Raw genomic sequence first — 11,628 nt, 5'->3', positions numbered from 1 at the left:
ATGGATCTTCAGCTCCGCGGCAAGAACGTCCTCGTAACCGGTGCCGGGCAGGGCCTGGGCCGTGCGATCGGGCTCGCGTTCGCAGCGGAAGGCGCCAATGTCGCCTTCCACTACAACTCCTCCTCCGACGGCGCGGAACAAGGCGCGAAGGAGGCGGCTGCTCTGGGCGTCAAGGCGATCGCCGTGGGCGCGAACCTGCAGGACGGCGAATCCGTGATGCGCGCGGTGGCCGAGGTCGCCGACCAGATGGGGTCGATCGACGTGCTGGTCAACAACGCGGCCGCGACCCAGAGCAAGCCGTTCCTCGAGACGACCGAAGAGGACTGGGCGCCGCAGATCGGGGTGACGGTGGCGGGCACGCTGCGCGTCACCCAGGCGGTGGCTCGGCAGATGGCGGAGAACGGCGGCGGGTCGATCGTCAGCCTGATGGGCGACTCCGGCCGCGTGGGCGAATCGCGGCTGCTCGTCACGGCGACCACCCGCTCGACAACCGTCGGGTTGACCAAATCGCTGGCCAAAGAACTGGCGCGGCACAAGATCCGTGCGAACGCCGTCTCGATCGCGCTCGTGCAGACCCAGAGCCTCGACGCCCACACCGGCAACGCGGACGAGGCCAAGATGAAGAAGATCCTCTCCGCGTACCCGCTGCGCCGCCTGGGCACGCCCGCCGACATCACCCCGACCATCCTGCTGTTGGCCTCGCCGCTGTCGTCCTGGACCACCGGGCAGATCGTGTCGGTCAACGGCGGGTACACGATGCCATGACCGCGCACGACGACGAGCCCGACGACGGGCGCGCGGTCGGACGAGCCTTCCGCCGCAAAGAGGACACGCGGCTGCTGACCGGCCGCGGCCGGTACGTCTCCGACCTGCAGCTGCCGAGGATGCGACACGTCGCGTTCCTGCGCAGCCCCTACGGCCACGCCCGGATCAAGTCCGTCGACACCTCCGCACTAGGCGTCGCCGCGCGCGCGGTGTTCAGCGGCGACCACCCGGCGTTCGCGGCGATCGGGCTCCGTGCGAGGTCCGCGTTGCCGTCCTATGTGGAGACCGAGCAGCCGATCCTGGCCCGGGACAAGGTGCGGTTCGCCGGTGAGCCGGTGGCCGTAGTGGTAGCAGACGATCGGTATCAGGCCGAGGATGCGCTCGAGCTGATCGACGTGGACTACGAGCCGTTGCCCGCCGCGGTCACCGCATGGGTGGCGCCGAAGGAGCCGGTGCACGCAGACGCGCCGGACAACGTCCTGCTGGAGCGCACTTTCGACACCGGCGAGGTGCCGGATGCCTTGGCGCAGGCCCATCTGGTCATCGAGCGCGAGTTGGTGACCAACCGGCACGCGGGCAACCCGATGGAGTGCCGAGCCGGGGCGGCGGTCTGGGACGGCGAGCGCCTGACGTTCTGGTCCGGCACCCAGGTGCCGCACATCGCGCGGAACATGCTCGCCGAGCTGCTGGGCCTGCCCGAGGGCACCATCCGGGTCATCGCTCCCGATGTCGGCGGCGGTTTCGGCGTCAAGGCGGTGCTCTATCCCGAAGACGTCGCTGTCTGCCTGGTCGCACAGCAGATGCCCGGCATCCCGGTGAAGTGGGTCGAAGACCGTGCCGAGCACCTCCTGGCCGCGACGCACGCCCGAGACCACCGGTATCGGGTGCGAGCGGGGTTCACCGCCGACGGCGAGCTGGTGGCGTTGGACGCCGACGTCACGTGCAACGTGGGCGCCTATTCGGTCTACCCGTGGACAGCCGGCATCGAGCCGCTGATGGCCGGCGGGCTCCTGTCTGGGCCGTACCGGTTGCGGAATTACCGGTGCACTGTCCGCGGCGTCGCGACCAACACGTCGCCATCCGGGCCATATCGCGGCGTCGCCCGCCCCGCGAGCGTCTTCGCGATGGAAACCCTGCTTGACGAAGCCGCAGCCGCCCTGCGGATGTCCTCTTTGGACATCCGCAGAAGAAATCTGATTACCCCGGCGGAGATCCCGTACCGGATGCCGTCCCGGCTCGTCGACGACTCCGGGTGGTACGGCGAGTGCCTCGAGAAGGCGATCGCCGCCATCGGCTACGACGACTTCCTCGTGGAGCAAGGCCGGCGGCGAGAGGAAGGGAAGAACCCGATCGGGCTCGGGATGGCCTGCTACAACGAGCTGACCGGCCTCGGCCGGGCTGCTGCCGCGGGGCCGCGGATGCCGTTCCGCACCGGACACGACGCCTGCACGGTCCGGGTCGATCCCGATGGCCGCGTGACTGTCCTTTCCGGAGTCACGTCGCAGGGGCAGGGCTTGGAGACGACAGTCGCGCAGATCGTCGCAGATGCGGTCGGTGTCCGCTTTGAGGACGTCGAGGTGCGCATCGGCGACACGAACGAATCCTTGTGGGGGTTCGGCGCGTTTTCCTCGCGGCAGGCCGTCATCGGGGGCGGGGCCGCCCACCGTGCCGGAACGTCGGTGCGGGAGAAGATCATCCGGCTGGCGAGCGAGTTGTTCGAGGTGGGCCCGGCCGATGTCGAGATCAAGGCGGGGGAGGTCAGGGTCGTGGGCGAGCCGAAGCCGCTCGGGACGCTGGCCGAAGTCGCCCGGGTCGCCTACCTCGAGTCGAATCGACTGCCCGAGGGCATCGAGCCAGGCCTGGAGGCGACGGAGTTCTACGACCCGATCCGGGGCGCGTTCGCGGCGGGCGCGCAGGCCGCGGTCGTCGAAGTCGACCGGGCGACCGGAGAAATCCGGATCCTCAAGTGGGTGTGCGTCGAGGACGCGGGCACGGTGATCAACCCGCAGATCGTCGAGGGGCAGATCGCCGGGTCGATCGCCCAGGGCATCGGCGGCGCGCTGTACGAGCACCTGATCTACGACGAGTCAGGGAACCTGTCCACCGGAACGCTGATGGACTACCTCATGCCCACGAGCGCCGAGGTCCCGGACCTCGTCATCGACCACCTGTCGAATCCGGCGGACAACCCGTTGGGGGTACGCGGAGTCGGCGAGGGCGGCACCCTCGGCCCGAACGCGGTGCTGGCCGGGGCCATTGCCGATGCTCTCGGCGTCCGGGTCACCCACCTGCCGCTGTCCCCGGCTGCCGTGTGGGAGGCACTGCGATGATCACCACCGAGGAACAGGGCGGCGTAGGGCGGATCGTGCTCGACCGCCACGAGAAGCGCAACGCTCTCGACATCGAACATCTGCAGTCGCTGCGAGCGGCGGTGGAGAAGTTCGCGGACACCTCCCGCGCGATCGTCGTGACCGGTGCCGGCACGAGCTTCTGTGCCGGTGCCGACTTCGGCGGTGTCTACGGCGAAGGGTTCCGCACCGCGCTCTACGCGACTCTGCACGCCATCACCGCCGCGCCGGTACCAGTGATCGCGGCGGTCAACGGTCCCGCGATCGGGGCCGGGACACAGCTCGCGATCGCCTGCGACCTGCGCGTGGCGGCCGACACCGCGGTCTTCGCGGTGCCGACAGCCCGCAATGGGCTCGCGGTGGACCCGTGGACCGTCCGGCGGCTGGCGCTGCTGGCGGGCGGCGGAGCAGCGCGCGCAGTGCTGCTCGGCTGCGAGCGGCTGGACGCGGCACGCGCACTCGGCTGCGGTCTGGCGGACCGGCTAGGGACGGACGCCGAGGCGACCGCGTGGGCCCGGGAGATCGCGGAGTTCGCGCCGTTGTCGTTGCGATACGCAAAGACCGCGCTGGAGTCGCTGTTCGAGCCTCGGCGGTGGGATCCCCGCCTCGACCAGCTTTTCGATTCCTGTTGGAGCAGTGAAGATTTCGCCGAGAGCCAGCGTGCCCGCGACGAGAAACGCGCCCCGCGGTTCCGCGGGCGCTGAAAGGTCCGCCATGAAACCAGCTCCGTTCGACTACCTCCGCGCCACGAGCGTCCGGGAAGCCGTGCAGGCCCTGGCCGACGCAGCCGGCGACGGGAAGATCATCGCCGGCGGACAGAGCCTGGTGCCGGTACTCGCGCTGCGCATGGCGCGGCCCAAGGTCCTGGTCGACATCAACCGGATCCCCGGGCTGTCCACGATCGTGCCGGTTGACGGCGCCCTCCGGATCGGGGCGCTCGTCCGCCACGCCCGCCTCGTGGAGCAAACGGCACACCCGATGCTTGCCGAGGCCGCGCGGTGGATCGGGCACACGGCGATCCGTTCCCGGGGCACCTGCGGCGGCAGCATCTCCCACGCCGACCCGGCCGCGGAACTGCCAGTGGTCGCCGCTGCGCTCGGCGCGACCGTTCACATCGCTAGCCTGCACGGTACTCGCACAAGCTCCGCGGCAGACTTCTGCACCGGTCCGTTGGAAACCACGCTCGCCGACGACGAGGTGGTCACTGCGGTCGACATGCCGTTGCCGCAGCGCTGGGGATTCGCGGAGTTCTCCCGCCGGCACGGCGACTTCGGTCTGGTCACCGTCGCCGCCGCCGAGGTCGGCGGACACTGGCGGATCGCGATCGGCGGCGTCGGCGGCGTCCCGCTGCGCGCCGAGGAGGCTGAGCAGTTGCTCGACGCCGGCGCTCCACCGCACGAGGTGGCTGCCGCAGCCGCCGCAGCCGCCTCGCCGAGCTCCGACATCCACGCCTCGGCCGAGTACCGGCGTGCGATGACTGAGGAATTCGTCCTCCGTGCCCTCGGGCAGGAAAAGGAGCGTGTCGCAGCATGAAGATCGAACTCGCTGTCAACGGGGATCGTCAGCAGATCGACGTCGAGCCGAGGCGAACGCTCGCTGACGCGCTGCGCGAGGACCTCGGACTGACCGGCACGCACGTCGGTTGTGAGCACGGGGTCTGCGGCGCGTGCACCGTTCTGGTCGACGGCGACCCGGTCCGCGCGTGCCTCATGTTCGCGGTCCAAGCGGAAGGCACCTCGGTGACGACGGTCGAGGGGATGGCCGGGCAAGACGGCTGCCTACACCCCCTCCAGGAGGCGTTTTCGACGCACCATGGGTTGCAGTGCGGCTTCTGTACTCCGGGCATGCTGATGTCCGCGCTCGACTTGCTCAACCGCGAAGAACGGCCGTGCCGGGCCCGCATCCGAGAAGAGCTGTCGGGCAACATCTGCCGGTGCACCGGCTACGTCGGCATCATCGACGCTGTCGAGGCGGCGGCGAGCGAACTGGCCGCCGAACCGGAGCCGTCGTGACGCGCCGCGGGGTCGTCCTGCGGCTCCGCGGCGCGCCGGCAGCCGGGCTTCGGCGCACCTGCCAAGTTCTCGACGAAGCCGGCTGCGACACGCTGTACTTCGAAGAGGACTTCGTCTCGTGCGCGGCGGCCGCCGTGGTGACCCGGCGGGTCCGCATCTGCTGCTTGACCACTTCCAAGGACGCGCCGGCCGTGGCGGATGCAGCCGAAACCCTTGATTACCTCAGCGATGGCCGCTTCATCCTCGGCGTCGGCCCGCTGCTTGCCGACGACGGCCCCTACAGCGGAGCAGCGGCAGCAGAAAGGATGCTCGAAGAGGTACTCGAACGCGTGCCGAAGCTCCCTGTGCTCGTGGCGGGCAGCGGCCGAGGACCCGCCCGGCTGGCCGCCGAGTTCGCTCACCGGCGTCATCCGGAACGCGACGAAGTCATGACGCCCTTGACGAAATGCCTCCAGTCCGTGGACGAGGCATCCGCCTGGCTCGCCGGAGTGACGCGGTGACCGAACTCCGTGCTGTCGTGAGCGAGACCATGGTGCTCGACGTCGCCTTGACCCTTTTCGCAGAGCGCGGGTTCCACGGCACCGCGCTGAGCCAGATCGCCGACACTCTCGGCATCCGCACACCCAGCCTGTACAACCACATGCGGTCCAAACAGGACCTGCTGCGCGCAATCGTCGACGAGACCACCGCGACCGTGCTCGAGGAGTTCCACCGCGTGACCGCGAACGGAGACTGGGAAACTCGGCTACGCGAGGCCACCCGGGTCTACGCCTACCGGCACGCGACACACCGCCGAGAGGCCCTGGTGGTCAACCGCGACACGGACTCTCTCGACGAGCCCCATCGCAGCCGCCTGCAGAGTCGGCGCCGACAGCACGAGCATGCCTTCCGTGCGATCATCGCGGGTGGAGCTGCCGCCGGAGCCTTCCATGTCGGTTCGCCGGCACTTGCCTCATTCGCGATCCGGGAGATGTGCGTGAGCATCGCCCGGTGGTTCCGGGACGACGGAAACCTGTCCGCCGACGATGTCGCGGAACAATACAGCCGTTACGCGTTGAGCATCGCTGGCGCAGAGTCGATAAGAACTATTCCGGCCAGGGCTCCTGTCTCAGCAGTCCCAAGGGACAGTTGAGCACTCGGCCATTTCTGGTCTGACTTGCGGGGTCGACATGCTCTGGACCCCGCTGTTCCCATCTGGCCGGACCGCTTCTCGCTGTTGTCCTGGCCGCCGGCGTCCTGATCGCAATCGCCGACGACGCCTCCGACCGAACCACCGACGCACCCGGAGAAGCCCCGGAATCCCGTCCGTCATGCTCACTGCCCACCCGCGCGCCGCACACCGGGTCGCCCGGGTTCGCCCCGGCTGCCGCTGGAGCATTCTCGCCGGCATCGCCGGGGAAGAATCCCGCCACGCCGCCGGCTACGCCATCGCACCGAACGGCGACATCAACCCGCCGATCCTCGGCCCCAACTGGACGGCGCCGGCACCGGCGGCAACCACACCCCGATCCGCAACCCCGACGGCACCTTCGCCCGCGCCGAAGGACCGTTCCAGTTCCTCTCCACCACTTGGCAGACCGTGGCGCAGGACGGCAGCGATGACGGAATCCGCAACCCGCAGAACGCCTTCGACGCTGCCCTCGCCGTCGTCTACCTGTGCGGCCGCGGCCCCCGCGACCTCGGCAAGGACGCCGAAGTGCGCGACGCGATCTACTCGTACAACGCCAGCCGGGTCTACGTCGATCACGTCCTCGCCGACACCCGCGGCTACGACGCGCTGCAACTGCGCCCCGCCGCCCATGGACCGGCGAGCGGACGAGCCAAGCAGGTCATCGACGCGGCCATGTCCCAGATCGGTGTCCTACGCCTGGGGAGGCGGCACCGCCGCCGGTCCGAGCCAGGGAATCCGCGACGGAAGAGTAGCCGACCGGCACGGCGACTACAACAAGATCGGCTTCGACTGCGGCGGACTCGCCCGCTACGCCCGCGCCCGCGTCGGCATCACGCTGCCGCACCAGCGCGGAGCCCAGTTCGCCCTGGGCGATCGCCTGCCCCGGGCCGCGGGCATCGAGGCGCTGCATCCGGGCTACCTCGTCTTCTGCAGACCCGGCGTCATCCACAACGTCGGTATCTACCTCGGCGACGGCCAGATGATCAACGCCTTTGCGTCCGGCACCTTCATTCGGACCGACCCTGTCGACCTCCACGAGTACCCCGGCGGTGTCCGGCTTCTTCCGTAGCGCCATGCGCGGCAATTGCGCGGCATTTATTGCCTTCGGCTGGCTGGGCGCAGCCGGAAGCATCACCGCGGTGGTCGTCGGTTCTCGTTTTGCACCAGGGGATCCGCCGCAACTTCAGTGGCTGCTTCTGTCCCGCCGCACCGCGCTCCCTCGCTGGATCAGGTGAGCGACAATCACCTCGTCTGTGTGCTCCGTGCCAGCGAGGCGCCCGATCTGGACCCGTCAGTCAAACTGCCTCTCCTGGTACTCGACGGCAGAGGGCCTGTCGCGGCCAGCATTGGCGAGTCAGCGGGGTCACGCTGCCGAATCACGCGCCGTCGAACACGGCGTGTCTTCGCCGGTCGATCTTCCGGAGGTGTGCCGTGATTCTTGCCGTTGGGGGCTACCTCGACCCCGTCCTTGGCCAGTCGCTGCGGCTTTGGCCGCTGACTGGAGAAACCGCTGTTCAGCGGTGCTTTACCCACTTGCTCATAAAGCCGACATGTTCTCCCGCACGCATGGCCGTCAGGCCGTGCTGGGGAACGGCGCGCCGCAGGCGCTCCATGCGGACCACCTGCTGACGAGTGCCGCGCTGTGGTGGGTGACCTCGGCGGTGGTGGCGAGCGTGATCGCGGTCTTTGTCCTCCGCCGACACTTCCGTTCCCGCCACCTCCGCTCTCGTGTCCGCTACGAGCTGTTGCCGACGACGGCGTTCGATCCGTCGCTGCCGGCGGTGGTGGCGTTCGCGCACCAGCTGGGCCGGGCGCGGCCGGTGCACGGCTGGGTGCCGCGGTCGGTCGTCGGTGTCCGGGTGTGGTTCAGCACGGACCCGGAGTTCGGGAAAATGACCATGAGCATCGAGGGGCGGGAGTCGATCACCGGCGTCCTGAACAAGCTGAGCTATCCGCAGGTGGAAATCCGCCGAGCCTCGGCGGCGAGCGACGGTGAAACCTCCCCGGTGAGGGAGGAGACACCGCCTCGGCAATCATGGCAAAGAAAGAACCCTAACCGGGACGATTGCCTCGGGGAATTCAGGAGGATTTCTTCGTGGTGCGCTTGCGGCGCGGCTTCGGAGCGTTCTGGTCGCGTTCGTTGTATGCGGTGATGACTTCGGCTGGGATGCGGCCGCGGTCGGCGACGGCCCAGCCGTTTTCGACGGCCCATGCGCGGATGGCGCGGGAGCGTTCGCGGTCCTCTGCGGTCGGGGCGGCAGCGGTGTGCGCGGTGGTCCGGCGGCCGCCGGTCCGGCGGCCGGCGGAGATGAACCGGGCGAGTTCGTCGCGCAGGGCGGCGGCGTTGTCGTCGGACAGGTCGATTTCGTAGTGGGCTCCGTCGAGTCCGAAGGGGACGGTCTGGCCGGCTTCGGATCCGTCGAGGTCGTCGATCATCTCGACGAGAACTTTTTGCGCCATGGCGGGTGATTTCTCCTCGGAAGCGGGAAAGTGAAGCCCTGACGATAGCAACCGGTCATCCGGGTCTCTCGGGCGGGAAGAATTATCGTGGCCGCTCGATGCCTTGTCTTCTCCGCGAAACGCGACGTGCGGAGGTGACCGACAATGGGCAGCGACGTGGGAAGGCTGGGAGGAGATGCCTCCGTCCTGGTGGGTTTGGCATGAGGCAGGCTGACCGAGTCCACGTGGCACGCGCCGAACTGGTTTTGGCGCGGTCGCCGCAGTTTTCGCCGAAGGCATTGCCGATCCGGCCGGACGATCCCCTGCAGCCATTGGCGAACGCGCTGGGCGATGTTCGCCCGGATCTCGGCGAGACGGTCGACGTATGCATCGATCTGGTCCCGCTGACGCCGGCCCGAATGCGGCACGTCTCGCGGAAGTACCAGCCGTCGTCCGGGTCCGCAGGTGGATTGTTGCGCGCGGTGGGCGAGGGGCTTGCGGAGGTGGCCGGCGAGTTCCTTCTGGCTGCTCGCGGACAAGGACTTTTCTCCTCTGGCCCGGCGCGGGCACCGTTGCAGCAGAACAAGTTCCTCACCGACGAGCCGGTGTTCGCGACCGTATCGGAGATCCCAGGCCGGGCGGAGGCATGCCTGCGGAGCGTGATCGGCGCCTTCGACGTGTATCGGGGCGAGAACTACTGGCGGATGCGCGGCGTGCGGTTCCTCGGCCGCCAGGTGGGAGCGGACGTGCCTGTGGTCCGCAGGCTGTTCGACCGGCGGTTCGCCACCGGCCTGGCCAAGCCGCGGCCGGGCTCGCTGGTGACCGCGCGGCGGCCACCATCGCGAGTCGGTTGCGGGCGTCGAGTTCCAGTCTGGGTGTGCCGCTGGAGGAATCGACTCGCGCGTTGCTCCAACGGTTGCAGTATTCAGCCGATATCGGGCCTTTGAAAGCGTCAGGTCGTGGAGGAGCGCATGTCTGTCCGAACGCTTCGGCCGGGATTCGTCAGCGCAGTGATCGCGGTAATTCCCGACGCTTCTGTGGACTGCTGCATGGTCAGGCTCAGCCGGGCGGGGCCTGCAGCGGTCGTCTCTGAAGTGCGCGCCCTTGCGGCGGAGCTCCGGCGAGTCCTGCGTGCCGACGGATCGGCATGGTTTCTGGTGGAGGAGGTCCGTACTGCGGCGGGACTTGCCGGGCGGCCGTGGCAGGCGGCGCTCGAACTTCAACGCAGTGGATGGCTGCTGCGCAATGCGGTCGTCGCCGAGTCGGATTCCGGACCGAATGAGACAGTGCTTTTCTGCGTGAAACAGACTCGGTACTTCTTCGATTTGGCAGCCGTGCGGTCGGCGTTGGGGTCGAATCGAGGCGACGTCGTACTGGCTGGCGAGCCTCACCTGACCGACAGGATCGTGTTGGCAGCTTGCCGTCCGGGAGGGACTGTGCTGGATCTGACGGTCGATGCTGAGGCGGCGGCACGTCGCTGGGGCCGCTCAGTTGTTCCGGGATCGCAGGCAATTCCTGCTGCCTGAGTTTGGCTGCCGAATGTCCGCGCGGTATCGTATTGTGCCGATTTCTCCGTGTCTCTGGACGTCCAGCGGCTGTGGAGGAAGCGATGATTGACGAATTCGAGAATCGGGTGTTGGCATACGACAACGGTCAGGTCGTCTTGTACTGCGGCGATGCGGTCGACGAGCTGTCGCGTGTTCCTGCCGGTTCGGTCGATTGCGTGGTGACGTCTCCGCCGTACTGGGGTCTCCGGGACTACCGGGTCGCCGGCCAGCTGGGCGGCGAGCCGACCGTTGCGGAGTACGTCGCGGCGCTGGCGGCGGTGTTCGACGAGGTCGCTCCGGTGCTTGTTCCGGGTGGTTCCGTGTGGTTGAACCTGGGCGACAGCTACGGCGGTTCGTGGGGCAACTACGTCGCGGACGGCTCGACAGCAGTGCGGTCGCGGTACGGGTCGCATCGGCCGCCGCAGCAGAAGCATCGGGCCAAGGATCTGGTGGGTGTGCCGTGGCGGGTGGCGTTCGCGCTGAGGGACCGCGGCTGGGTGATCCGCCGGGAGGTGGTGTGGCACAAGCCGAACGCGCGACCGGAGAGCGTGCGGGACCGCTTCGCCCGTCGCTACGAGACTATTTTCGAGCTCGGCCGAGGCCAGCGAGACGACACCGAGACCGCGGCCGGGCCTGAGGTGTGGACGGTCTCGGCGGACCGCACGGGCCTGAACCATCCGGCGGTCGGGACCCGGGAGATCGCGCGCCGCTGTGTGCGGCTTGGGTGTCGTCCGGGCGGGACGGTGCTGGACCCGTTCTCGGGGACCGGGACCACCGGTCTCGCGGCGCGGGAGCACCGGTGCCGGTTCATCGGGATCGACCTCGATCCGCGGTGTCACGAGATCGCGCGGCAGCGGCTGGGATTGGCGGGGGAGCGGTCGTGACGGTCGACGCCGAGGTGTTGACGCTGAGCGAGGTCGAAGCATTGCCCGCGATCGTGGATCTGGAGACGGCGCGGCGGGCGTTGGGGATCGGCCGGACGACCGCGTATGCGCTGGCGCGGGCTGGCTCGTTCCCTTGCCCTGTCGTGCGCGTCGGCGCGGCGTACCGGGTCCCGACGGTCGGCCTGCTGCGACTGCTGGGAATCGACCACCTGATCCGGTGATCTCGGCCCCGCTCGGGCTTCCCCGAGTCGTGGTCGCAGCGCGAGTATCTACGCCCGAGAACTGCCCTGGTGGGTGATGACGTGACGAAGGAGCAAAGGGTGACGGTGCCGAAGGGTTCGGTGTTCCGGCGGTGTTCGTGCCGGGACGGCAACAAGAGGTCGCTGGGGGAGGAGTGCCCGAAGCTGCGGAACAAGCGGCACGGGCAGTGGTTCTTCCGGATCGAGCTGCCGCCGGACGCCG

Annotated in this window: 15 protein-coding genes; 13 read left to right on the top strand and 2 right to left on the bottom strand. The window is 68.8% G+C overall.

Annotated features, from left to right (window positions below; all coding sequences use genetic code 11):
* Genes AMYBE_RS0121035 through AMYBE_RS0121005 form a run of 7 tightly spaced genes read left to right on the top strand, consistent with a single transcriptional unit; the run spans nucleotide 1 to nucleotide 6,257 of the window.
* Complete coding sequence (locus AMYBE_RS0121035; RefSeq protein WP_020661363.1) at nucleotides 1–765, top strand: SDR family NAD(P)-dependent oxidoreductase; 765 nt, start codon at nucleotides 1–3, stop codon at nucleotides 763–765.
* A complete protein-coding gene (locus AMYBE_RS0121030) occupies nucleotides 762–3,095 on the top strand; it encodes a xanthine dehydrogenase family protein molybdopterin-binding subunit (protein WP_020661362.1) in 2,334 nt (777 codons plus the stop codon). Before AMYBE_RS0121035 ends, AMYBE_RS0121030 begins: the two co-directional genes overlap by 4 nt.
* Nucleotides 3,092–3,817, top strand: coding sequence for an enoyl-CoA hydratase (locus tag AMYBE_RS0121025; protein ID WP_020661361.1), 726 nt, complete (start codon nucleotides 3,092–3,094; stop codon nucleotides 3,815–3,817). Before AMYBE_RS0121030 ends, AMYBE_RS0121025 begins: the two co-directional genes overlap by 4 nt.
* Nucleotides 3,818–3,827: 10 nt before the next feature.
* Nucleotides 3,828–4,646, top strand: coding sequence for an FAD binding domain-containing protein (locus AMYBE_RS0121020; RefSeq protein ID WP_020661360.1), 819 nt, complete (start codon nucleotides 3,828–3,830; stop codon nucleotides 4,644–4,646).
* Complete coding sequence (locus tag AMYBE_RS0121015) at nucleotides 4,643–5,125, top strand: (2Fe-2S)-binding protein (RefSeq protein ID WP_020661359.1); 483 nt, start codon at nucleotides 4,643–4,645, stop codon at nucleotides 5,123–5,125. The genes AMYBE_RS0121020 and AMYBE_RS0121015 overlap by 4 nt, the downstream gene beginning before the upstream one ends.
* On the top strand, nucleotides 5,122–5,625 hold the full coding sequence (locus AMYBE_RS0121010) for an LLM class flavin-dependent oxidoreductase (RefSeq protein ID WP_020661358.1): 504 nt from the start codon (nucleotides 5,122–5,124) through the stop codon (nucleotides 5,623–5,625). Before AMYBE_RS0121015 ends, AMYBE_RS0121010 begins: the two co-directional genes overlap by 4 nt.
* Nucleotides 5,626–5,654: 29 nt before the next feature.
* Nucleotides 5,655–6,257 carry a TetR/AcrR family transcriptional regulator gene (locus AMYBE_RS0121005; protein WP_063710074.1) on the top strand — a complete coding sequence of 201 codons (603 nt, stop codon included), beginning with the start codon at nucleotides 5,655–5,657 and terminating at the stop codon, nucleotides 6,255–6,257.
* Nucleotides 6,258–6,545: 288 nt separating this feature from the next.
* Here the strand turns inward: AMYBE_RS0121005 and AMYBE_RS45475 are convergent, their stop codons facing one another.
* Nucleotides 6,546–6,872: a hypothetical protein gene (locus tag AMYBE_RS45475; protein ID WP_169515260.1), complete on the bottom strand. Its 327-nt coding sequence runs from the start codon at nucleotides 6,870–6,872 to the stop codon at nucleotides 6,546–6,548.
* 109 nt (nucleotides 6,873–6,981) lie between these two features.
* On the opposite strand from AMYBE_RS45475, the gene AMYBE_RS45470 reads away from it, so the two are divergent.
* Complete coding sequence (locus AMYBE_RS45470; protein ID WP_020661355.1) at nucleotides 6,982–7,365, top strand: C40 family peptidase; 384 nt, start codon at nucleotides 6,982–6,984, stop codon at nucleotides 7,363–7,365.
* Nucleotides 7,366–7,846: 481 nt separating this feature from the next.
* A complete protein-coding gene (locus tag AMYBE_RS44115; RefSeq protein ID WP_245573229.1) occupies nucleotides 7,847–8,449 on the top strand; it encodes a hypothetical protein in 603 nt (200 codons plus the stop codon).
* Here the strand turns inward: AMYBE_RS44115 and AMYBE_RS0120985 are convergent.
* The gene (locus AMYBE_RS0120985) at nucleotides 8,376–8,756 is read right to left on the bottom strand and encodes a histone-like nucleoid-structuring protein Lsr2 (RefSeq protein WP_020661353.1); all 381 of its coding nucleotides are present in this window, start codon (nucleotides 8,754–8,756) and stop codon (nucleotides 8,376–8,378) included. The genes AMYBE_RS44115 and AMYBE_RS0120985 overlap by 74 nt on opposite strands.
* A gap of 224 nt (nucleotides 8,757–8,980) precedes the next feature.
* Here AMYBE_RS0120985 and AMYBE_RS46245 point away from each other — a divergent pair, with 224 nt between their 5' ends.
* The 4 genes from AMYBE_RS46245 to AMYBE_RS0120970 all read left to right on the top strand — a co-directional run bounded on the left by AMYBE_RS46245 (nucleotide 8,981) and on the right by AMYBE_RS0120970 (nucleotide 11,387).
* The gene (locus AMYBE_RS46245; RefSeq protein ID WP_020661352.1) at nucleotides 8,981–9,682 is read left to right on the top strand and encodes a hypothetical protein; all 702 of its coding nucleotides are present in this window, start codon (nucleotides 8,981–8,983) and stop codon (nucleotides 9,680–9,682) included.
* A 12-nt stretch (nucleotides 9,683–9,694) separates the two neighbouring features.
* Nucleotides 9,695–10,261, top strand: a complete 567-nt coding sequence (locus AMYBE_RS44995; RefSeq protein ID WP_154676264.1) for a hypothetical protein — start codon at nucleotides 9,695–9,697, stop codon at nucleotides 10,259–10,261.
* A gap of 83 nt (nucleotides 10,262–10,344) precedes the next feature.
* Nucleotides 10,345–11,166, top strand: a complete 822-nt coding sequence (locus AMYBE_RS0120975; protein ID WP_020661351.1) for a DNA-methyltransferase — start codon at nucleotides 10,345–10,347, stop codon at nucleotides 11,164–11,166.
* Nucleotides 11,163–11,387 (top strand): helix-turn-helix transcriptional regulator, encoded by a 225-nt coding sequence (locus tag AMYBE_RS0120970; RefSeq protein ID WP_020661350.1) that lies wholly within the window; start codon nucleotides 11,163–11,165, stop codon nucleotides 11,385–11,387. The genes AMYBE_RS0120975 and AMYBE_RS0120970 overlap by 4 nt, the downstream gene beginning before the upstream one ends.
* Nucleotides 11,388–11,628 lie beyond the last annotated feature (241 nt).

Source organism: Amycolatopsis benzoatilytica AK 16/65, assembly GCF_000383915.1.
Classification (GTDB): domain Bacteria; phylum Actinomycetota; class Actinomycetes; order Mycobacteriales; family Pseudonocardiaceae; genus Amycolatopsis; species Amycolatopsis benzoatilytica.
The sequence above is the reverse complement of the archived record's forward strand: the minus strand, read 5'-3'. Positions and strand labels throughout refer to the sequence as shown.